This is a genomic window from Pseudomonas citronellolis, assembly GCF_001586155.1.
Lineage (GTDB): Bacteria > Pseudomonadota > Gammaproteobacteria > Pseudomonadales > Pseudomonadaceae > Pseudomonas > Pseudomonas citronellolis.
Genome location: NZ_CP014158.1, coordinates 4,621,270 through 4,641,263, shown reverse-complemented (window position 1 = coordinate 4,641,263; position 19,994 = coordinate 4,621,270). Strand labels below are relative to the sequence as shown.

Annotated in this window: 27 protein-coding genes and 1 tRNA gene; 11 read left to right on the top strand and 17 right to left on the bottom strand. The window is 65.1% G+C overall.

Annotation, left to right across the window (positions count from 1 at the left end):
• Nucleotides 1-101 precede the first annotated feature (101 nt).
• Nucleotides 102-251 (bottom strand): hypothetical protein, encoded by a 150-nt coding sequence (locus PcP3B5_RS32045; protein WP_162839902.1) that lies wholly within the window; start codon nucleotides 249-251, stop codon nucleotides 102-104.
• Between the two features lie 522 nt (nucleotides 252-773).
• On the opposite strand from PcP3B5_RS32045, the gene PcP3B5_RS20175 reads away from it, so the two are divergent.
• The gene (locus PcP3B5_RS20175) at nucleotides 774-1,301 is read left to right on the top strand and encodes a DUF4946 domain-containing protein (RefSeq protein WP_061562263.1); all 528 of its coding nucleotides are present in this window, start codon (nucleotides 774-776) and stop codon (nucleotides 1,299-1,301) included.
• Nucleotides 1,302-1,518: 217 nt separating this feature from the next.
• Here PcP3B5_RS20175 and PcP3B5_RS20170 read toward each other — a convergent pair whose 3' ends face one another.
• A complete protein-coding gene (locus PcP3B5_RS20170) occupies nucleotides 1,519-1,743 on the bottom strand; it encodes a hypothetical protein (RefSeq protein WP_009617001.1) in 225 nt (74 codons plus the stop codon).
• A 433-nt stretch (nucleotides 1,744-2,176) separates the two neighbouring features.
• The gene (locus PcP3B5_RS20165) at nucleotides 2,177-2,545 is read right to left on the bottom strand and encodes a histone-like nucleoid-structuring protein, MvaT/MvaU family (protein WP_009617003.1); all 369 of its coding nucleotides are present in this window, start codon (nucleotides 2,543-2,545) and stop codon (nucleotides 2,177-2,179) included.
• Nucleotides 2,546-2,832: 287 nt separating this feature from the next.
• Here PcP3B5_RS20165 and PcP3B5_RS20160 point away from each other — a divergent pair, with 287 nt between their 5' ends.
• The 10 genes from PcP3B5_RS20160 (at nucleotide 2,833) to PcP3B5_RS20115 (ending at nucleotide 11,530) form a co-directional block, all read left to right on the top strand.
• Entirely contained in the window at nucleotides 2,833-3,666 is an 834-nt protein-coding gene (locus PcP3B5_RS20160; protein ID WP_061562262.1) for an alpha/beta fold hydrolase, read from the top strand.
• A gap of 223 nt (nucleotides 3,667-3,889) precedes the next feature.
• Entirely contained in the window at nucleotides 3,890-5,812 is a 1,923-nt protein-coding gene (gene thrS / locus PcP3B5_RS20155) for a threonine--tRNA ligase (RefSeq protein ID WP_043270648.1), read from the top strand.
• The gene (gene infC / locus PcP3B5_RS20150; RefSeq protein WP_173427906.1) at nucleotides 5,812-6,363 is read left to right on the top strand and encodes a translation initiation factor IF-3; all 552 of its coding nucleotides are present in this window, start codon (nucleotides 5,812-5,814) and stop codon (nucleotides 6,361-6,363) included. The genes thrS and infC overlap by 1 nt, the downstream gene beginning before the upstream one ends.
• A gap of 60 nt (nucleotides 6,364-6,423) precedes the next feature.
• Nucleotides 6,424-6,618 (top strand): 50S ribosomal protein L35, encoded by a 195-nt coding sequence (rpmI, locus tag PcP3B5_RS20145; RefSeq protein WP_009617012.1) that lies wholly within the window; start codon nucleotides 6,424-6,426, stop codon nucleotides 6,616-6,618.
• A gap of 21 nt (nucleotides 6,619-6,639) precedes the next feature.
• Nucleotides 6,640-6,996: a 50S ribosomal protein L20 gene (gene rplT, locus PcP3B5_RS20140; protein ID WP_003099086.1), complete on the top strand. Its 357-nt coding sequence runs from the start codon at nucleotides 6,640-6,642 to the stop codon at nucleotides 6,994-6,996.
• A 296-nt stretch (nucleotides 6,997-7,292) separates the two neighbouring features.
• Complete coding sequence (gene pheS / locus PcP3B5_RS20135) at nucleotides 7,293-8,309, top strand: phenylalanine--tRNA ligase subunit alpha (protein WP_009617022.1); 1,017 nt, start codon at nucleotides 7,293-7,295, stop codon at nucleotides 8,307-8,309.
• 37 nt (nucleotides 8,310-8,346) lie between these two features.
• The gene (gene pheT / locus PcP3B5_RS20130; RefSeq protein ID WP_061562261.1) at nucleotides 8,347-10,725 is read left to right on the top strand and encodes a phenylalanine--tRNA ligase subunit beta; all 2,379 of its coding nucleotides are present in this window, start codon (nucleotides 8,347-8,349) and stop codon (nucleotides 10,723-10,725) included.
• 3 nt (nucleotides 10,726-10,728) lie between these two features.
• Entirely contained in the window at nucleotides 10,729-11,031 is a 303-nt protein-coding gene (gene ihfA, locus PcP3B5_RS20125) for an integration host factor subunit alpha (RefSeq protein ID WP_003090661.1), read from the top strand.
• Entirely contained in the window at nucleotides 11,012-11,368 is a 357-nt protein-coding gene (locus tag PcP3B5_RS20120; RefSeq protein ID WP_009617038.1) for a MerR family transcriptional regulator, read from the top strand. The genes ihfA and PcP3B5_RS20120 overlap by 20 nt, the downstream gene beginning before the upstream one ends.
• A gap of 85 nt (nucleotides 11,369-11,453) precedes the next feature.
• Nucleotides 11,454-11,530: transfer RNA gene (locus PcP3B5_RS20115), tRNA-Pro, on the top strand.
• Nucleotides 11,531-11,617: 87 nt separating this feature from the next.
• Here the strand turns inward: PcP3B5_RS20115 and PcP3B5_RS20110 are convergent.
• From PcP3B5_RS20110 to PcP3B5_RS30930, 14 genes are all read right to left on the bottom strand, one after another.
• Nucleotides 11,618-12,730, bottom strand: a complete 1,113-nt coding sequence (locus PcP3B5_RS20110; RefSeq protein WP_061562260.1) for a tyrosine-type recombinase/integrase — start codon at nucleotides 12,728-12,730, stop codon at nucleotides 11,618-11,620.
• A complete protein-coding gene (locus tag PcP3B5_RS20105) occupies nucleotides 12,730-12,942 on the bottom strand; it encodes a hypothetical protein (protein ID WP_043270643.1) in 213 nt (70 codons plus the stop codon). Before PcP3B5_RS20105 ends, PcP3B5_RS20110 begins: the two co-directional genes overlap by 1 nt.
• 40 nt (nucleotides 12,943-12,982) lie before the next feature.
• On the bottom strand, nucleotides 12,983-13,498 hold the full coding sequence (locus PcP3B5_RS20100) for a hypothetical protein (RefSeq protein ID WP_061562259.1): 516 nt from the start codon (nucleotides 13,496-13,498) through the stop codon (nucleotides 12,983-12,985).
• Entirely contained in the window at nucleotides 13,495-13,617 is a 123-nt protein-coding gene (locus tag PcP3B5_RS32335; protein ID WP_257722550.1) for a hypothetical protein, read from the bottom strand. The genes PcP3B5_RS20100 and PcP3B5_RS32335 overlap by 4 nt, the downstream gene beginning before the upstream one ends.
• Nucleotides 13,610-14,314, bottom strand: coding sequence for a hypothetical protein (locus tag PcP3B5_RS32245; protein WP_237143055.1), 705 nt, complete (start codon nucleotides 14,312-14,314; stop codon nucleotides 13,610-13,612). The genes PcP3B5_RS32335 and PcP3B5_RS32245 overlap by 8 nt, the downstream gene beginning before the upstream one ends.
• A 3-nt stretch (nucleotides 14,315-14,317) precedes the next feature.
• Nucleotides 14,318-14,515, bottom strand: coding sequence for a hypothetical protein (locus PcP3B5_RS20090; protein ID WP_061562258.1), 198 nt, complete (start codon nucleotides 14,513-14,515; stop codon nucleotides 14,318-14,320).
• Between the two features lie 88 nt (nucleotides 14,516-14,603).
• Complete coding sequence (locus PcP3B5_RS20085; protein WP_061562257.1) at nucleotides 14,604-14,927, bottom strand: DUF4406 domain-containing protein; 324 nt, start codon at nucleotides 14,925-14,927, stop codon at nucleotides 14,604-14,606.
• Complete coding sequence (locus PcP3B5_RS20080) at nucleotides 14,924-15,355, bottom strand: hypothetical protein (RefSeq protein WP_061562256.1); 432 nt, start codon at nucleotides 15,353-15,355, stop codon at nucleotides 14,924-14,926. Before PcP3B5_RS20080 ends, PcP3B5_RS20085 begins: the two co-directional genes overlap by 4 nt.
• Before the next feature lie 57 nt (nucleotides 15,356-15,412).
• Nucleotides 15,413-17,170: an SNF2-related protein gene (locus PcP3B5_RS20075; protein WP_061562255.1), complete on the bottom strand. Its 1,758-nt coding sequence runs from the start codon at nucleotides 17,168-17,170 to the stop codon at nucleotides 15,413-15,415.
• Complete coding sequence (locus PcP3B5_RS20070; protein ID WP_203228517.1) at nucleotides 17,167-17,589, bottom strand: hypothetical protein; 423 nt, start codon at nucleotides 17,587-17,589, stop codon at nucleotides 17,167-17,169. Before PcP3B5_RS20070 ends, PcP3B5_RS20075 begins: the two co-directional genes overlap by 4 nt.
• A 106-nt stretch (nucleotides 17,590-17,695) precedes the next feature.
• Entirely contained in the window at nucleotides 17,696-18,013 is a 318-nt protein-coding gene (locus PcP3B5_RS20065) for a hypothetical protein (protein ID WP_237143054.1), read from the bottom strand.
• Nucleotides 18,014-18,278: 265 nt separating this feature from the next.
• Nucleotides 18,279-18,593 carry a hypothetical protein gene (locus PcP3B5_RS20060; RefSeq protein ID WP_061562253.1) on the bottom strand — a complete coding sequence of 105 codons (315 nt, stop codon included), beginning with the start codon at nucleotides 18,591-18,593 and terminating at the stop codon, nucleotides 18,279-18,281.
• A complete protein-coding gene (locus PcP3B5_RS20055; protein ID WP_061562252.1) occupies nucleotides 18,593-18,856 on the bottom strand; it encodes a hypothetical protein in 264 nt (87 codons plus the stop codon). Before PcP3B5_RS20055 ends, PcP3B5_RS20060 begins: the two co-directional genes overlap by 1 nt.
• A 344-nt stretch (nucleotides 18,857-19,200) precedes the next feature.
• Nucleotides 19,201-19,950, bottom strand: coding sequence for a pentapeptide repeat-containing protein (locus PcP3B5_RS30930; RefSeq protein ID WP_203228514.1), 750 nt, complete (start codon nucleotides 19,948-19,950; stop codon nucleotides 19,201-19,203).
• Between the last annotated feature and the right edge of the window lie 44 nt (nucleotides 19,951-19,994).

Sequence of the window (19,994 nt, the reverse complement as noted above, 5' to 3'; positions counted from 1 at the left end):
GCACCTCGGCGCGGCCCGCAGGGAAGCGCGGGCGTAGGAGCGGACTCCGTCCGCGATTGGATTCACCGGCCGCGCCGGCCGCGCCGGGCGCCCCTGCGTGCTCAGCGGCGCTCGAAGCCGGGCCCGCCGCCATGGCCGCCACCGCCGTGTCCGCCACCTCCCGGCCCGCCGAAGGGCGGGAAGAACGGCCAGCAGCCGGAGAGCGAGACGAGGGCGAGCAGCAGGGCGACTTTGGTCAATCTGGAAAGCATGGCGACACCAGGGTTGGAAAAATGGGTGCAAAGTAGACACGCCCGCACCGCGGGTGTCCCGAGAAACCTGGTATCGGCAGGGTAAGGTTTGTATCGGCGCCGATGCGTTCGTCCGGCGGCTCAGGCGGCGTTGGCGCTGTGCCTGAGGTCGGGGATCAGGGCGCGCAGCGCAGGGCGGGGCAGCGGACGGCCGGTGAAGTCGCCCTGGGCCAGGTGGCGGCCGGGTGCCGCTCCGGGGTGGTGACTGGTAGGTCAGGGGCAGTTCGCCGGATTGCTGCGCGCGGCTGGGTGTCCACCACGCAGAGCACGCCCAGGGCACGGCCGCTGGCGTCCTTGGATTTTTCGCTGCGCATCACGTATTCCCTCGTGGGCGTTGTCGGTCCCCGGCGTTGCGGGCGCATCGAGCGACGAATTGCCGGCCGGGGTTCAACAGCCAATCGACGGCAATCGGTGTAGTTTGTCTGGCAAAAGTGCAGTGGCGTTTCGTGGCTACTGCTGGTCGGGAAGTGCGGGAGGCGTGGCATGAGTGGTGGGTGGGGCCGGGGGCTCGGGGTGTTTCTGCTGTGCGCGGCGAGTGGGTTGGCAATGGCCGCCGGGCTGGCGGAATGGCCGGAGGGCTGGCAGGTGACGCGTTCGCCCGAGGCGCCGGACGACGCTGCGGCGCTGCGCCGCGAGCGCGGCGTCAAGCTGGCGGCGGATGGCTCCCAGGCGCTGGTGGTGGAAATCACCCGCAGCCGCCTGGCCGAGGTGAAGGATGTGGATCTGCAGCGGGTGATCCTGCAGATGCGCAAGTCGCTGCAGGTCGACTTCCTGCGCCAGGGCTTCCAGGCGGCCTGCAGCAAGCCGCGGCAAGCTTCCCTTGGGGGCTTGGACGGCCTGGAGCTGGTCTGCTCGATCAGCCAGAACGGCAACGAGGCCATGAAGCAGGGTGTGCAGGTGGCGCTGGGCAAGGAGGCGGCCTATTCGCTGACCTATGCCGCGCCGGCGGCCGATTACCCGCAGCGACTTGCCGAGGTGGCGGCGCTCAAGGCTGGCCTGCGCCTGGAGTGAGCGGGCCGGAAATGAAAAAGCCCCGCATTCCAGGCTGTGTGAAAACCTCCGGATCGGTCCAGCTGGTTAAAAAACAACCTGGATTTCGCGTTTCTACGCGGATTCTGGGTTGGCTGAATAGCCAAGCCTTTTCAGATTTCACGTAGGAACGCACTCTTCGAAGAGCCGCTCGGGTTTTCACACAGCCTGATTCGCGGGGCTTTTCGTCGGGTGCCGGTCAGGCGGCCAGGGTGCTCTGCACGCGGGCGATGACGGCCTGCAGCGGCTCTGCGGCCTGGTACTGCTGCGGATAGAGCCGTTCGCTATGGCAGGCGACGCCGTATTCGTCCACCAGGGCGAAACTGAAGCTGTCTTTGCGCGGTGCCAGGATGATGCAGTTGAGCGGGGCGAAAGCTGCCTTGAGGGTGCCGATCGCCTCCTGGATCTGAGTGCTTTTTTTCATATTGTCTTTCTTCCAAATAGTCACGGTCTTATGACCGCGTGAAACGTAAAAAACTCCGGTCGAACGCAGAATGCGTGATATCCATGACCGGAATGTGGCAGCGAATGAAAACTCGAAGAGGTCTTTCGAGGGCGCCATGGCGGGAGAATACGCCAACCCCCGAAGTTCGGGCTTGCCAAATATGTAAGGACGATTTGCTGCGCCTTGAGGGGCGCGCTGGATGCGCCTGCCAGTGACTGGCTGCTGGCCGTGGCCCTGTGTGTCCCGGCTGCTGCGCCCTGGTTTGGGGTGGGCGGCGACGGGAGGGGCGACCTGAAGTTCATGACTCGCGGGCAGCATTATCCGGATGCTGGGCGGGTCTTTCAAGTGCGGATCGTCAGAGGATGTTTCCGAGGAGCTTCCCGCGGCGGCGTCGGCCGCCGCGGGGCGGGCATCACTTCTGCAGCCAGGACTCCACGGTCTCGGCGCCGTACTGCTGTTTCCAGGCCTTCAGGGTCTTGTGGTTGCCACCCTTGGTTTCCACCACTTCGCCGTTGTTCGGGTTCTTGTACACCTTCAGCTGGCGGCTGCGGCGCGGGGCGCTGGCGGCCGGCGCGGCGGCGGCGTTGTTGGCGGTGCCCTGCGGGTCGAGGATGTCGATGACGTTGCGCAGGTTCATGCCGTATTCGTCCATCAGGGCCTGCAGCTGATCCTTGAATTCCAGTTCCTTCTTCAGGGAGCTGTCGTTCTTCAGCTTTTCCAGCAGGGCCAGTTGTTCTTTGAGCAGGCGTTCGGCTTCACGGAATTCCGCGAGTTTGGACATGTTTGCACTCCAGGGCAGGTCATTCCGAAACGGATATCGGTGCGCAGCTATTCGGCGACCATTGTGTTCGGAAAGTTATGTGGGCGGCGAATTATTAATTTAAATAAGCGGGCGATGCAATAATTAATCTTCGATAAGGTGTTTTTCACGGCATTGCAAAGGTCCTTCCGAATGTATGGCTTTATCGCCATGCCGCGAATCGCGGATAATCGCCTCCCATCAACTAGATGGCGGTTCGCCATGGGGATCGCCGATATCTTGCGTGCGCCATGGGATAGGGGATGTAGATGCTTTCGAATGTCCAGTCGTATTCACTCAATGGACATGAACTGGCCTGCCTGGTGCAGGGGGAGGGGGTGCCGCTGGTATTGGTGCACGGCTCGCTTTGCGATTACCGCTACTGGCAATGGCAATTGCGCGGTTTGGGCGAGCGCTATCGTCTGCTGGCGCCCAGTCTTCGACATTATTATCCGCAGCGCTGGAATGGCGAGGGCGCGGACTTCACTACCGCGCAACATGTCGAGGACCTGCTCGCGCTGATCGACATGCAGGGCGAGCCGGTACACCTGCTGGGGCATTCGCGCGGCGGCAATATCTGCCTGCGGCTGGCGCTGGAGGCGCCCGGGCGCCTGCGTTCGCTGGTGCTGTGCGACCCCGGCGGGGATTTCGCCGCCGACCTGTTCCAGGCGGCCGGCGTGCCCGTGCCGGCGGCGCCGGCCGAGCGCAACCGTTTCCGCGAGCAGGCGCTGCAACTGATCCGCCAGGGCGAGGTCGAGGCGGGCCTGGAGCTGTTCGTCGACACCGTCAGCGGGCCTGGGATCTGGCGGCGCTCCTCGCGGCACTTCCGCGACATGGCCACCGATAACGCCATGACGCTGATCGGCCAGGTCGCCGATCGGCCGGAGCCGCTCGGGCGCGCGCGCCTGGCCACGCTGGCGGCGCCGACCCTGCTGCTGCGCGGCGAACTCAGCCCCGAGCCCTTCCCGCAGGTGGTCCAGGCCCTGGCGCAGACGCTGCCGGACGTGCACAGCCAAGTCATCGCCGGCGCTTCCCACGGCATGAACGCCACGCGCCCGGCCGCTTTCAATCGCGCCGTGCTGGAGTTCATCGACGCGCACTGATGCCGCTCGTCAGTTGCCTCCACATGCAGTACCATGGCGACCTGCCCCGCTTGTCGGGGCTTCGTTCGTTTTTCTTCCAGTGATCTCCGTCCGCGCGCGCAAGCGCAGGGTGCCGAAAAGGCGCCTGCCACTGTGAGGCAGGCCTGCCCGGCGGGCGACGCTTACTGGCACATCCCAACCCATGTGGCCTTTCGTAGGGGTCACCACTAGGAGAGGAGGCGCCATGCCCATCATTACTCTTCCCGACGGTAGTCAGCGGTCCTTCGATCACCCGGTCAGCGTGGCCGAGGTGGCGCAATCCATTGGCGCGGGCCTGGCCAAGGCCACCGTGGCCGGCAAGGTCAACGGCAAGCTGGTCGATGCTTGCGACAAGATCGAACACGACGCGACCCTGCAGATCATCACCCCGAAGGACGAGGAAGGGCTGGAGATCATCCGCCACTCCTGCGCGCACCTGGTCGGCCACGCGGTCAAGCAGCTGTACCCGAGCGCGAAGATGGTCATCGGCCCGGTGATCGACGAAGGCTTCTATTACGACATCTCCTTCGAGCGCCCCTTCACCCCCGAGGACATGGCGGCGATCGAGAAGCGCATGGCCGAGCTGATCGATAAGGACTACGACGTCATCAAGAAGATGACCCCGCGTGCCGAAGTCATCGAGGTGTTCAAGTCCCGCGGCGAGGACTACAAGCTGCGCCTGGTCGAGGATATGCCCGACGAGAAGGCGATGGGCCTGTACTACCACGAAGAGTACGTGGACATGTGCCGCGGCCCGCACGTGCCCAACACCCGCTTCCTCAAGGCTTTCAAGCTGACCAAGATTTCCGGCGCCTACTGGCGCGGCGACTCGAAGAACGAGCAGTTGCAGCGCATCTACGGCACCGCCTGGGCCGACAAGAAGCAGCTGGCCGCCTACGTCCAGCGCATCGAAGAGGCCGAGAAGCGCGACCACCGCCGCATCGGCAAGCAGCTGGACCTGTTCCACCTGCAGGAGGAAGCGCCGGGTATGGTGTTCTGGCACCCCAACGGCTGGACCGTCTACCAGGTGCTCGAGCAGTACATGCGCAAGGTGCAGCGCGAGCACGGCTACGTCGAGGTGCGCACCCCGCAGGTGGTCGACCGCATCCTCTGGGAGCGTTCGGGCCACTGGTCGAACTACGCCGAGAACATGTTCACCACTTCGTCGGAAAGTCGCGACTTCGCGGTCAAGCCGATGAACTGCCCGTGCCACGTGCAGATCTTCAACCAGGGCCTGAAGTCCTATCGCGACCTGCCGCTGCGCCTGGCCGAGTTCGGCGCCTGCCACCGCAACGAGCCTTCGGGCGCGCTGCACGGCATCATGCGCGTGCGCGGCTTCACCCAGGACGACGCGCACATCTTCTGCACCGAGGACCAGGTGAAGAAAGAAGCGGCCGACTTCATCAAGCTGACCCTGCAGGTCTACGCCGACTTCGGCTTCTCCGACATCTCCATGAAGCTGTCCACCCGTCCGGCCAAGCGTGTGGGCTCCGAAGAGCTGTGGGATCGCGCCGAAGGCGCGCTGGCGGACGCCCTGAACGAATCCGGCCTGGAGTGGGAATACCAGCCGGGCGAGGGCGCCTTCTACGGCCCGAAGATCGAGTTCACCCTGAAGGACTGCCTGGGCCGTAACTGGCAGTGCGGCACCCTGCAGTACGACCCGAACCTGCCGGAGCGCCTGGACGCCAGCTACATCGCCGAAGACAACAACCGCAAGCGCCCGGTCATGCTGCACCGCGCCATCCTCGGTTCCTTCGAGCGCTTCATCGGCATGCTGATCGAGCACTACGCCGGCCTGTTCCCGGCCTGGCTGGCGCCGACCCAGGCGGTGGTCATGAACATCACCGACAAGCAGGCCGATTTCGCCGAGGAAGTGGTCCGTACGCTCGAGGAAAGCGGATTCCGTGCCAAGTCCGACTTGAGAAACGAGAAAATCGGCTTTAAAATCCGCGAGCATACTTTGCTCAAGGTTCCCTATCTCCTGGTTATTGGAGACAGGGAGGTTGAATCGAAGGCCGTCGCCGTACGTACGCGCGAAGGGGAAGACCTCGGCTCGATGCCGCTTTCCCAGTTCGTCGAGCTGTTGACTCGGGCGGTTTCCCGGCGTGGTCGCCAAGACTCGGAGTAATCATTATTAAGCGTGAAATGAGACAGGATAAGCGGGCTCTCCCGAAACCACCGATCAACGAGAACATCACCGCACGCGAAGTGCGTCTGATCGGTGCCGACGGTCAGCAGATCGGCGTAGTGACCCTTGATGAGGCGCTGCGCCACGCCGACGAGGCCAAGCTGGACCTGGTTGAAATCTCTGCCGATGCGGCGCCTCCTGTCTGCCGCATCATGGATTACGGCAAGCACCTGTTCGAGAAGAAGAAGCAGGCGGCTGCGGCGAAGAAAAACCAGCACCAGCAACAGATCAAAGAAATCAAGTTTCGTCCAGGGACGGAAGAAGGGGATTACCAGGTAAAACTACGCAACCTGGTACGTTTCCTTAGTGAAGGGGACAAGGCCAAGGTATCCCTGCGATTCCGTGGTCGTGAGATGGCCCACCAGGAGCTGGGCATGGAGCTGTTGAAGCGGGTCGAGACCGACCTCGCCGAATACGGCACCGTGGAACAGCATCCTAAGCTGGAAGGACGCCAGCTGATGATGGTCATCGCTCCCAAGAAGCGTAAATAACCTCCCGGGCACTGGCAGGCCTGATGGTTATCAGTTGTTAACGAATGCGGAGTACTAAACATGCCAAAGATGAAAACCAAGAGTGGCGCCAAGAAGCGCTTCAAAGTGACTGCTGGTGGCATCAAGCACAAGCACGCTTTCAAGAGCCACATCCTGACCAAAATGACCACCAAGCGTAAGCGTCAGCTGCGCGGCACCTCGATGCTCGCTGCTTCCGACGTTCGCCGTGTAGAACGCTCCCTGCGTCTGCGTTGATTTCTGGTAGAGGATAGATAAATGGCTCGTGTTAAGCGTGGCGTGATTGCCCGTCGTCGTCACAAGAAGATTCTGAAACTCGCCAAAGGCTACTACGGCGCGCGTTCCCGCGTGTTCCGCGTTGCCAAGCAGGCGGTGATCAAGGCCGGCCAATACGCCTACCGTGACCGTCGTCAGCGCAAGCGTCAGTTCCGCGCCCTGTGGATCGCCCGTATCAACGCTGGTGCTCGTCAGAACGGTCTGTCCTACAGCCGTCTGATCGCCGGCCTGAAAAAGGCGGCCATCGAGATCGACCGTAAGGTCCTGGCCGATCTGGCTGTGAACGAAAAAGCGGCGTTTACCGCGATTGTCGAAAAAGCGAAGGCAAGCTTGGCTTAAGCCCCAAGAGCTTGGTCACGATCTCGCGAGCTAGAGCAGAACAAGGCGCAACGACCAACGGGAGTAACAGCCGAAGGCTGGCCCGAAGGGCGAGCGCAGCGAGTCAAACAGGCGAGGGAGCGCAGTTTAGTCCGCTAAATGAGCATCACTCGCCTGTTTTTAACGCAGTTATGCCGACGCGCAGCAGATCGTGGACAGGTTCTGAGACAATCACCGGATCTCGATCCGGGACGTAACGTCACCGATAGGGGAAGAGCCTAACCGCTCTTCCCCTATTTCGTATCTGGAGTTGGTACATGGAAAACCTGGACGCGCTGGTCTCCCAAGCCCTGGAGGCTGTGCGACATACCGAAGACGTCAATGCCCTGGAACAGATCCGGGTCCACTATCTTGGCAAGAAAGGCGAGCTGACCCAGGTGATGAAGACCCTGGGCGACCTGCCGGCCGAGGAGCGCCCCAAGGTGGGTGCGCTGATCAACGTTGCCAAGGAAAAGGTCCAGGAGGCGCTCAACGCCCGCAAGACCGACCTGGAAGGCGCCGCGCTGGCGGCGAAGCTGGCGGCCGAGCGCGTCGACGTGACCCTGCCGGGCCGCGGCCAGACCTCCGGTGGCCTGCATCCGGTGACCCGTACCAAGGAACGCATCGAGCAATGCTTCACCCGCATCGGCTATGAAGTGGCCGAGGGCCCGGAAGTCGAAGACGACTACCACAACTTCGAAGCGCTCAACATCCCCGGCCACCACCCGGCGCGGGCGATGCACGACACCTTCTACTTCAACGCGAACATGCTGCTGCGCACCCACACCTCGCCGGTACAGGTGCGCACCATGGAGAGCCAGCGCCCGCCGATCCGCATCGTCTGCCCCGGCCGCGTGTACCGCTGCGACTCCGACCTGACCCACTCGCCGATGTTCCACCAGGTCGAAGGCCTGCTGATCGACGAAGACGTCAGCTTCGCCGACCTCAAGGGCACCATCGAGGAGTTCCTGCGCGCCTTCTTCGAGAAGGAGTTCTCGGTGCGCTTCCGCCCGTCGTTCTTCCCCTTCACCGAGCCTTCGGCGGAAGTCGACATCCAGTGCGTGCTGTGCAGCGGCAAGGGCTGCCGCGTGTGCAAGCAGACCGGCTGGCTGGAAGTCATGGGCTGCGGCATGGTGCACCCCAACGTGCTGCGCATGTCCGGCATCGACCCGGAGAAATACCAGGGCTTCGCCTTCGGCATGGGCATCGAACGCCTGGCCATGCTGCGCTACGGCGTCAACGACTTGCGCCTGTTCTTCGACAACGACCTGCGCTTCCTCGGGCAATTCCGCTAGGCCGCGTGCGACGTCAACGAATTCTTAGGAGAGCAGGATGAAATTCAGTGAACAATGGCTGCGGAGCTGGGTGAATCCGCAGGTTTCCCGCGACGAGCTGGTGGCTCGTCTGTCCATGGCCGGCCTCGAGGTCGATGCCGTGATCCCCGTCGCCGGCGCCTTCAGCGGCGTGGTGGTGGGCGAGGTGCTGAGCACCGAACAACACCCGGACGCCGACAAGCTGCGCGTCTGCCAGGTCAGCAACGGCAGCGAGACCTTCCAGGTCGTCTGCGGCGCGCCCAACGTGCGCCCGGGCCTGAAGATCCCCTTCGCCATGATCGGCGCCGAACTGCCGGGCGACTTCAAGATCAAGAAGGCCAAGCTGCGCGGCGTCGAGTCCAACGGCATGCTGTGCTCGGCCAAAGAGCTGGAAATCAGCGACGACAACGCCGGCCTGATGGAACTGGCCGCCGACGCCCCGGTGGGCGCGAGCATCCGCGACTACCTGGAACTGGACGATGCCTCCATCGAGATCGGCCTGACCCCCAACCGCGGCGACTGCCTGTCGCTGACCGGCCTGGCCCGCGAAGTGGGCGCGCTGTACTCGGCGCCGGTCACTTTCGTCGATGTGAAGCCGGTCGCCCCCGGCATCGATGACGTCCGTCCCATCGAGCTGCTGGCGCCGAATGCCTGCCCGCGCTACCTGGGCCGCGTCATCCGCAACGTCGACCTGAGCAAGCCGACGCCGCTGTGGATGGTCGAGCGCCTGCGCCGTTCCGACATCCGCAGCATCGACGCCGCGGTGGACATCACCAACTACGTGATGCTGGAGCTGGGCCAGCCGATGCATGCCTTCGACCTCGACGAGATCAAGGGCGGCATCCGCGTGCGCATGGCCGAAGAGGGCGAGAAGCTGGTGCTGCTGGACGGCCAGGAAGTCGCCCTGCGTACCGACACCCTGGTCATCGCCGACCACGAACGCGCCCTGGCCATGGCCGGCGTGATGGGCGGCGAGCACAGCGGCGTCAGCGCCAAGACCCGCGACCTGTTCCTGGAAAGCGCCTTCTTCGACAACATCGCTGTTGCCGGCAAGGCTCGTTCCTACGGCCTGCACACCGACGCCTCGCACCGCTACGAGCGTGGCGTGGACTTCCAACTGGCCCGCCGCGCCATGGAGCGCGCCACCGAACTGCTGCTGCAGATCCTCGGCGGCGAAGCCGGTCCGGTGGTCGAGCAGGTCAGCCAGGCACACCTGCCCAAGGTCGAGCCGGTGGTGCTGCGCATCGAGCGCGTCACCCAGATGCTCGGCATGGAAATGGACGCTGCGGAAATCGAGCGCCTGCTCACCGCGCTGGAGTTCCAGGTGCAAGCCGATGGGGAAGGGCGCTGGAAGGTCGGCGTACCGAGCCACCGCTTCGACGTTTCCCTGGAAGTCGACCTGATCGAGGAACTGGGCCGCCTGTACGGCTACAACCGCCTGCCGGTGCGTTACCCGCAGGCGCGCCTGGCGCCCAACACCAAGTCGGAAACCCAGGCCGAGCTGCCGGCGCTGCGCCGCCTGCTGGTCGCCCGCGACTACCAGGAAGCCATCACCTACAGCTTCATCGATCCCAAGCTGTTCGAACTGTTCAGCCCGGGCGTGCAGCCGCTGATGCTGGCCAACCCGATCTCCGCCGACATGGCCGCCATGCGCGCCTCGCTGTGGCCGGGCCTGGTCAAGGCACTGCAGCACAACCTGAACCGCCAGCAGACCCGCGTGCGCCTGTTCGAGAGCGGCCTGCGCTTCGTCGGCCAGCTCGAGGGCCTGCAGCAGGAAAACATGCTGGCCGGCGTCATCTGCGGCAGCCGCGAGCCGGAAGGCTGGAGCAACGTGCGCGAAGGCGTCGACTTCTTCGACATCAAGGCCGACGTCGAAGCCCTGCTGGCCAGCGCCAGCGCCGCTGATGTCTTCGCCTTCGTCCCCGGCGAACACCCGGCGCTGCACCCGGGCCAGACCGCCCGTGTCGAGCGCGATGGCGAACTGGTCGGCTACGTCGGCGCCCTGCACCCAGAACTGGCCAAGGCCCTGGACCTCGATCGCCCGGTCTACCTGTTCGAGCTGGTGCTGGGCGAACTGGTCCGCGGCCGCCTGCCGAAGTTCAGCGAACTGTCGCGTTTCCCCGAGGTGCGCCGCGACCTGGCGTTGGTGGTCAACCGCGATATTCCAGCCGAATCCGTCCTGTCGACCATCCGCGAAGAGGCCGGCGAATTCCTGACCGACCTCAGGCTGTTTGATGTCTATCAGGGTAAAGGTATTGATCCGCTTGGAAAAAGCTTGGCCGTCGGCTTGACCTGGCAGCATCCATCACGCACTCTTAACGATGACGAGGTGAACGCGACTACGCAGAAAATCGTCGCCTCGCTGGAGCAAAGGTTCAACGCCACGTTAAGGAAGTAGCGTATGGGGGCTCTGACGAAAGCTGAGATTGCCGAACGTCTGTATGAAGAGCTGGGCCTGAACAAACGGGAAGCCAAGGAACTGGTGGAACTCTTCTTCGAAGAGATCCGCCAGGCGCTGGAGCACAACGAACAGGTGAAACTGTCCGGTTTCGGCAATTTCGACCTGCGCGACAAACGCCAGCGCCCGGGTCGCAACCCGAAGACGGGAGAGGAAATCCCGATCACGGCTCGCCGCGTCGTCACCTTTCGTCCAGGCCAGAAACTGAAAGCCAGGGTTGAGGCTTATGCTGGAACCAAGTCATAACGACGAACTGCCCCCCATTCCGGGCAAGCGCTACTTCACCATCGGTGAAGTGAGCGACTTGTGCGCAGTGAAACCGCACGTGCTGCGGTATTGGGAACAGGAGTTCCCGCAGCTCAACCCGGTCAAGCGCCGCGGCAACCGCCGGTACTATCAGCGCCAGGACGTGCTGATGATCCGCCAGATCCGCGCGCTCCTGTACGACCAGGGCTTCACCATCGGCGGGGCGCGCCAGCGCCTCTCCGGCGACGAAGCCCGCGAAGACATCACCCAGTACAAGCAACTCATCCGCCAGATGATCGCGGAACTGGAAGACGTTCTTCACGTGCTGCGCAAGTAGCTGAAAAAAATGAAAAAAGTGCTTTGCCGAAAGAAAACCTTACGGTATAGTGCGATCCGCCAACCGGGCAACCGGAAGGCAATGTCGGGGCGTAGCGCAGCCTGGTAGCGCACTTGCATGGGGTGCAAGGGGTCGAGTGTTCGAATCACTCCGTCCCGACCAAATTTACGAGACGGCTCAAGCACTTACGGTGCTTGAGCCGTTTTCGTTTCTGGCCCCGCGCAAAACTGGCGCAAAATGCGCGCAAAACTATCGGGCGAAATCGCTGATATCCAGGTCCGGAACTGCGTCCGCCCAGACCACTTCCTCGTGGTCGCGCTGATAGTTTTTCGTCATATCCTCGCTGGCATGGCCGGCGATCTTCTGCCCGTCCTTTCCGGCTTTCTTGTACAGGTGCAGCGACAGCGCCCTGACCTCATGGAAGCCCGGCATCTCCTCTTCACTCCACCCCGCATAACAGCCTGCCGTATCCCTGGCCTCCTTGAAGGCCCTGGTTAGGTAGCGCTCCTCGATCTTCGTCCAGTGCTCCTTCTGCTCCGCCTGCCTTTGCTTTTTCCGTTCAGGCCGGCGGTGAATCAGGAAGGGCGACGGAATGTTGTCCCGGCACCTGCTGAGCACGGCCTGGAGCTCAGGCGTCACCCGGAAGCGAATCCAGGCCGCGTCGCTGGCCTTGGCGGTCTTCTGCTGGACAACGTACAGAAACCCGTCGCGAACGTCGTCGAATCGCATGGCCAGGATATCGGTCCTGCGCTGGGCGGTGATCAGCGCCAGGTCGATCGCGTTCTGCAGCCAGGCTGGCGACTTCTCGCGAATGGCCCTCAGCCCCTCTATGGTATGTCGCCGCCGCTGCTTCTTTTCGATCTTCGGAATGGTGCAGATGGCCGGGTTGTCCGGGCAAAGGCCTTTCGCCACGGCGTGGTTGAAGATGTCGATCAGAAGCGCCCGGGCCTGGTTCGCCGCCCGGGGCGTCAGGCTGTCGAGCAGGTCCGCGATCATGCGGATGGTGATCTCGTTGACCGCCTGGGTGGGCCAGGCCTTCCGGAATTGCCGGAACCGCACTTCGTACAGATCGAGCGTACCTTTCGCCAGTTCGCGCGGTGGGAGGATCTTCTCCTTGTAGTGGTCGAGGAAGTCGACGAACAGATCGGTGGATCCGCCTTTCACCTTGGACACCAGGTCGGCCCCGCCAATGAACTCCATGTTCAACTGCTTGGCCGCGTTGATCGCCTTGGCCCGGTCGGCGCCAAAGGGGAACCACTTTCCATCTGTCGGCCTTCTGTAGCGGTAGGTTCCGCGCCTGGAGTCCAGGTAGAGGTTCTCGGGGAGCCCCTTGTTGGCCTTGTTCCGTGGTCGAGGTGACATCACGCGGCTCCTCGTAGAACCATGGCGACCAGGTCGTTGCTGGTCGATTTGCTGAACGCCGTCCAGTCGACGAACCAGAGTTTGCCGATCCGCTCGCCCGGGAGGATGCCGTCCCTGAGCTGGTTGCGGATCGCCTGGCCGGACAATGGCGTTCCGTTGGTGCCCCAGCGGCGCCGCTGGAACTCGCTGATCTTGATGAGTTCTTTTCGCATAGCAATGCCTCAATGCGCCGGCGTACCGGCGCCGCATGAATTAGGTGTTGGGTTCGGCGAGGCTCTTCAGCAGCGTCTGGAGCTGGCGCGCCTTCTCCAGGTTGGCGGCGTTCGCCTCCAGCCCCTGCTCGATCGTCAGCGCGGCCTCCTCGACGCGCGCCGCCAGGGCCTGGGCCTTCGCCGAGAACTCCTCGCCCAGCGTCTTCAACTGGCTGGCCAGGTCGCCGAGCAGTTCGATGGGGCTGGCGCTGCTGGCCTTCGCTGCCGGCTTGATGCTGGTGACGACCTGGGGCATGGGTTGGTCCTTCTGGAGTGGGGTTCTGACTTCGGTTCGCAGGTACATCTGGCGGTCGGCCTCGCGGATCAGCCCGGCTTCCTTCAGGTCGTTCAGGTACGCGCGGATCACCGACAGCTCCGCGCTGCTGTGGCCTCCGGCCGCCAGGGCGCCCTTGATCTGCAGGGGCGTCCATGGCGTCCGGATCGGGACCACGTCGTAGACCTTCCGGGCCAGGGCGGTCTGGGCCCTGAGGAGGGACTGCTGCCTGGTCGGCGTCATAGGCTGCACCCCCACTGCATGGCGGCGAATGCCGGGACCAGCGGCACGGCGATGACCGCGCCGGCGACCGCCAGGCCGAGCAGGACGGCGCCGGCTGCGAGGATTAGGGCTCTACGCATCGCTCCCTCCTGCCGTCGGCGCGGCAGCACGGTCCAGGCGCTCGATCTCGGCCAGCGTCAGGGCGCAGGCCTTGACCAGATCGCGGCGCGCGGTGGTCGGCTTCCACCATTGCTGGTCCCACGGCCAGGCCAGCGACACCAGCAGAGCTGTGGTTTTATCATCCGCCGCGCTGGAGCCGGCCAGGGCGTAGCAGGCGGCGGCGCGGGCCATCTGGCCGTGGCTGTGCTCGTTGTCGTGCTCCGGCGTCCAGCCCTCGGCCGCCACCTGGCGGCGCCGCTCGGCCTGCACGTCAAGCCAGGCCTGGGGCACCTGCCCAGCCTGGGCGGCCGGGACGGCGCCGGCCTTGTCTGCTCGCACGTACTCGATGCCATCGTCGATATCGTTCTCGCACCAACTGACCTCGGTCAGTTCGCTGAAGTCGATGTCGCGCGGACATTCGGCGCCCACGATGAGATAGATGCGTTCCGGTGCGGTCTGGATGATCCGCTCCCCCTGCGCGCCCTCTGCCTGCTCGGGATGCTGCCGGAACACGCTGGCGGCGATCAGTTCGGGGCCGAGATCGCTCAAGCACTGGACATCGTTCAGGGCGGCCGCCAGCGACTCCAGGGTGAAGGTCAGGCGCCGCTCATTCCAATTGCACTGGGCAGCAAGGTGCCCTGCCGCACCACACAGGGCACAGCACGATTGTTCGGTCATGGCTTAGTCCTCGGCGGGGTATATGCGGGTGCCGCGCTCGCCCTGCGCGGCGGCGATAGCGGCCTGGTGGAGCTGGCGGGCGTATTCGTGCATCTGGTCGGGGTAGAGCAGGGCGCCCAGGCGGGGCAGGCCGTTCACTTCGGCGATGGGGTTGCCCTGCGGGTCGATGCGGTGCTCGACGGTCAGTTGGATGGGTTGCATTGTGCGGGCTCCTTGGCCGGCGGCGCGCAGCGCAGGCAGTCGCAGGTGCTGGTGGGGCGGCCGGTACCGCGGCAGAAGGTCGGGCGGGTCATGCTGCGGTCCTTGCGGGCTCGGTGATGGTGTCGGCCATGACGATCCTCATTCCCAGGTCCACGGCCAGCGCGCGCTCGATGTTGGCGCCGCGGGAGGCGAGCCAGCCTGGCAGCAGGGCGATGGTGTCGCAGGTGACCAACTGGGCCAGGGCCAGGCGCATGTAGCCGGCCCAGGTGCCGCAGGCGGGCGCCGCGTTCTCGGCCGGGTTTTCCACGCGGTAGCCGAGCTGGCGCAGGCGCGCGGCCTCGGCGTTGAAGGCCGGGTAGTTGAGCTCCGGCAGGCCGGTCATGGGGCCGGCGAGGTAGATGCGTTGAGTCATGCTGCTGCCTCGATCTGCTCGAAGACGGGGAGCGCGCTGGCGAGCCTACGAACTGCCGCCATCTGGTCGACCTCATAGCCCCAGATGTTCCCGTCGCTCAGGCGCGCCCGCTCTGGTCCGAGATAGAACGGGTGCAGCTTCTTGCCGGTACGGATGTAGTCACGGAACAGGCAGACTAGGTCGCGGAGCGTCCCGCCGTGGCTGAAGCCTCGCCAGCGCCCGCCCCAGGTGGTCGGGTGGGTGTAGATCCGCTTCCCGCTGTAGTCGTCGATGAACCAGATGCGGCCGCGCTCGTCGACCTGCATGCAGGCGTATCGCTGCTGGGCTTGGTTGAAGAAGAACCGCCGGCCGTGGTCGGCGATGATGCGGATGGCCTGGTTGACGTGTTCGGTACGCTGCTGCTTGTCGGCCAGTCTTTTCGATGGCATGACGAATCCTTGCGCCTACTGGCGCGGGGCTTGTGGAAGAGGGATGGCTGGGGCGGATCAGGTCAGTTCGAATTCTTGCTGGCGCCGGATCGGCACCGCCGCCGGCGGCAGCAGGGCCTGGCCATGGTCCTTGAGGAAGCGCTGGGCGAGCTGGCGCAGCTGGTTCTCGCCGATGTCGCGGCGTTCGATCAGGTGCTCGCCTGGATTGCGGACGCCCTCGATCTGCTCGCGCTTCACGCCGAGCACGTCGGAGACGATCGGGTCGCTGCCTTCGTCGGAGATCAGGAAGAACGCCTGCACCGGCAGCGTCTGGCCGTCGCGGTGAACGCGGCCGATGCACTGCTCATGCACTCCCGGCGACCAATCGAGTTCGCCGAAGACCACCGTGCTGCAGACGTGCTGCAGGCCGTCGATGCCGGCGCCGGCGCGGAGGCTGATCAGCATCACCTTGCTCTCGCCGGCGATGAACGCGTCCTTGGCGGCCTGCTTCTCCTTCGGCGACTCGCTGCCGGTGTACATGACCGGGTTGAAGTCGGCGAGCTTCTCCTGCCAGATGCCGTAGACCTCGCGGTGCCAGCCGAACAGCATCACCTGTTGCCCGCTTTCCACCAGCAGGCGCACGAATTCGGCGACGTAGGGCGCCTTGGCCACGCCGGTGGCCTGGCGCACCAGCTGGTCGAACTCGCCGGCGGCGCGCATCTTCTCGCCGCGGTAGGCCTCGTTCGCCGCCAGGATCGTCTTGGCCAGCGCGACGGCGTCGCCGGTGATCCGTGCCAGCGCGGCGCTGTCGGACTCGATCTCGTGGGGGATCTTGGCCAGGGCCGGCAGCTCCCGGCCGACTTCCGCCCGGGTGCGCCGCAGCATGATGCCCTCGCGGCGAAGATAGGCGCCGAACTGCTCGGCGTCGCGCAGCTTGGGCTTCTCCCCGGGCGAGCCGCCGATGCACCACTCGCGCAGGAACTCGTCGTAACCGCCCAGGCAGTCGGGGATCAGCGGGTTCACGACGTGGTAGAACTCCGATCCGTAGTTGTAGATCGGCGTGGCCGTCAGGCCCATGCGCAGCCGCGCCTGGCTGGCCAGGTAGCAGCAGGCCCGGTAGATGTCGCTGTCGGGGCTGCGCAGCTGCTGGCATTCCTCGAACACGGCGTACTGCACGATCTCGCCCAGGACCTCGGCCCAGCCGCGCAGCTTGTGATAGCTGATCAGGATGACGTCGGGCAGGGTTTCCCACAGGTCGGTGATGCGCTGGCGCGGCTGCTTGGTCAGCGGGTAGGGCTGGCCCTTGCGGATGTGGTGCACGCGCAGGGCCGGCGCGAACTCGGCCAGCTTCTCCGGCCAGTGGTTGGGCAGCGCCGCCGGGTAGACCACCACCGCCGGCAGGTTGGCCGGCACGGCCATGGGGCACATGCCGGTGACGGTCTTCCCGAGCCCGAGGTCGTCGGCCAGCAGCAGGCCGCCGCGGATCTCGATCTGGGCCGCGGCGAACCGCTGGTACTCCCTGGGTGGCTTGGCCAGGTCGAACGGCGGGATCGGCAGGCGGCCCGCGACCAGCTCCGCCAGGCTGTGCTCCATGGCATGGTGCTGGTCGGCCAGGTGCTCGAGGCTGGCGCGGGCGTCCGCCTCCATTTCCATAGGGTAGCGCTGCAGGAACCACAGCAGTTCCCGGCTGTTCTCCGGGCTGCCCAGCAGGTCGATGTGGGCGGCCGCCTGCTGCAGCACGCGGGGGAACACCCGCTTCAGCCTGGACCTGACCTGCGGCTCGCAGTTGATCCGCCAGTAGCGGCCGTTGTACATCACGGTTCCGTAGTTCGTCATAGTGCTTGTCGTCCCAGTCGTACCATCTGGAAGGCCTTGCCGCCCCAGGCTGGGCGATCTTTCAAGGGCGCCGCGGCCCACCGCTGCGTACTGGCCAGCAGCACGCCGGTGACCTGCGGAAGGTGGATGTAGCGGTCGACCTGGCGCAGCGCCTCGGCGAGGGTGCCGTCGACCTTCACCTCGATCACCAGCCCGTCGAGCCAGAAGTCGGCGCGGTTCTTGGCGTCGAGGACGTGCTCGCGCTCGAAGCTGATGCCAGCCTGGGCGAGCACTTCGGCCATGGCCTCGTGCAGCTTCACCTCGCTGCTGTAGCGGTAGAGGTAGCCGCCCAGGAGCCGGGCCGCGTGCGACAGGTGCATGTGGATCGGCGAGGCGTCCCCGGTGCGAAGCGGGGCGCCGGCCTGCTGGTCTTGTTGCATGAGGGGTTCCTTGCGCCGCTGGCGCTTCAGTTGCGGTCGCGCAGGTCCAGCTCGTTGCCCCACTGGGCCGCGTAGGCATCGTGCTCGTTGTAGTAGGCCGCCATGGCTACGCCGCGCTGCGCTTCGGCTGCGCGCCGTAGGGCTCCCACCCGATCTTCGGGGCCTTGGTCTTCTTGTCGATCAGGGGCTCGCCCTTCTCGTTGGTGAGGGTGACGCGCGCCTTGATGTGCATGTCCCGGCATCTCAAGGTGCGCCGCGCCAGGTGGATGAAGTCGTCGGCGTACTGGGGCGAGTCGAACAGCGGGCTTAGCTGCTTGGTCTTCGTGCCCTCCATGATCTCGTCGGCGCGCTTCTCGCAGAGCGCGAGCCATTCGGCCATGGGGATGCCGACCTCGCCGAGCGGGGTTTTCCTGGATATCTTCACGGTCTTCCTGGCCTCTTCCAAGGCCACATCCCGGGTCATTCCGAATACGGCGAATGTGCTCATAGGGACACCCACTTATTGGATTGGTCGTAGTAGCCGCGCCATTGCTGGTAGCTGAAGCGAAGCGTTCCCGGGGAGCACAGCCAGGCCATGTTCAGCGGGCCGCCCTGCAACAGGTAGGGAACCTTTCGAGACGAGATGCGAGGGCGGTGGAGTCTCGGTCGCGCCAATGAGACGCGCTTGATCCGCGGGATTGTCGTGAGCTTCATTGGTCCTCCCTGTCGAGGGCAGCGGCTTCGCGCCGCCCCTCTTGTTCGAGCCTGCGCGCCACGCTTTCGCTTATCGTGATTTCGTGGCGCGGGATGGCGAGAAACTGCGCGGCGCCCTCCTGGCCCAGGGCGTGGACGTTGAGGATCAGCAGCTGCACGGCCTCGGCCTTCTGCTCGATGTCGGCCCAGCGCATCAGGTCGTCCAGCTTGGCGGTCACGCCCGGGCGAACCCGGTGCCGCAGCTCCTCCTCGCCGACCTCGGCGCGCTTCGCTGCGGCCTTAGCGGAGCGCTCCTGTTGCGTCTTGGCCATCAGCCTTCCATCCCGATGTCGTCGCGCGCCCGCTGTTCCAGTTCGCGGGCCCGCTCGCAGGCTGCGCCGTGGGTACGGCGGAAGCCGCGCACCTTGCCGGTGGCGCTCTCGACGATGTGGAAGAAGCCGCGGCCGGCCGGCTTCACCTGGTACAGCGGCACCTCGACGGCCAGGCGGCGGCGGATGGCGAAGGCGTCGCGCGCGGCGGCGGTCTGGCGGAGCAGGTCGGCCAGCGGCTGCTGGCGGGGGATCAGCTGGTGCATGGCGTTTTCCTCGGTTGGGTGGTTTCCTTTCGGCAGCACTCGGTCGCGCGGCTGGTGCGCCGGTGGGCGCCGCGGTGAGTGCTGTCGGAAAGAAACTGGAGAGGGAAGGGGAAAGGCCGGCGGTGCCGGCCCTTCGGTCTCACAAACGCCGCCGTATGTGAGTGTTTCGCGGCCCGCCCGGCTTGTTGCCGAACTACCTGGGTTGAAGGTCTACATGGCTGCCACTCCTCCTGCAGGGATCGGCCGGAGGCGCCGGCCGGCGCGTGGAGCGGAGCGAACGCCGGGCACTTCCCCGGAAGTGTCAGGTCTGGCTGCGCTAGCCCCTCGACTCGTTCGCTGTTCGGTTACGCCGCTTCGATCTCGGCCGGCTTCTCGCCGCCGGGTACTGCCGGAGAGGCTTCGATGATCTGCTGCAGGATCGGCTTCCAGATGGCCCACCAGGCCAAAGCCTTCGAATCCATGCCGCTGATCTCTTCGTCGTTGAAGGCCCACCATTCGGTGAGCGCGTGCAACTGACAGCCGATCTGCATGTGGGTGGCGGTGTAGGTGACCGGCCAAGTGTCCGCCTGGATAGCCTTCACCTCGCGGAGGTTGCCGGTCAGGCCCCAGATGGAAGACAGCTCGCTCAGGTAGGCGCCGCGCAGGTAGGCGCCGCTCAGGTTGGCGCCGCTCAGGTTGGCGCCGCGCAGGTAGGCGCCGCTCAGGTAGGCGCCGCTCAGGTTGGCGCCGTCCAGGTTGGCGCCGCGCAGGTAGGCGCCGCGCAGGTTGGCGCCGCGCAGGTAGGCGCCGCTCAGGTAGGCGCCGCTCAGGTTGGCGCCGTCCAGGTTGGCGCCGCGCAGGTAGGCGCCGCGCAGGTTGGCGCCGCGCAGGTAGGCGCCGCTCAGGTAGGCGCCGCTCAGGTTGGCGCCGTCCAGGTTGGCGCCGCGCAGGTAGGCGCCGCGCAGGTTGGCGCCGCGCAGGTAGGCGCCGCGCAGGTAGGCGCCGCTCAGGTTGGCGCCGCTCAGGTCTGCCTGCTCACCGCCCTCTTCGTCATCCAGCCACAGGCGGTGTTTTTCCAGGACCTCGGCAAGCTCTTCGGGGGTATAGGTTTTCATTGGGGTTTCCTTTTGGAGAGTGCGGATGCCCTTGGCCGAGGGCT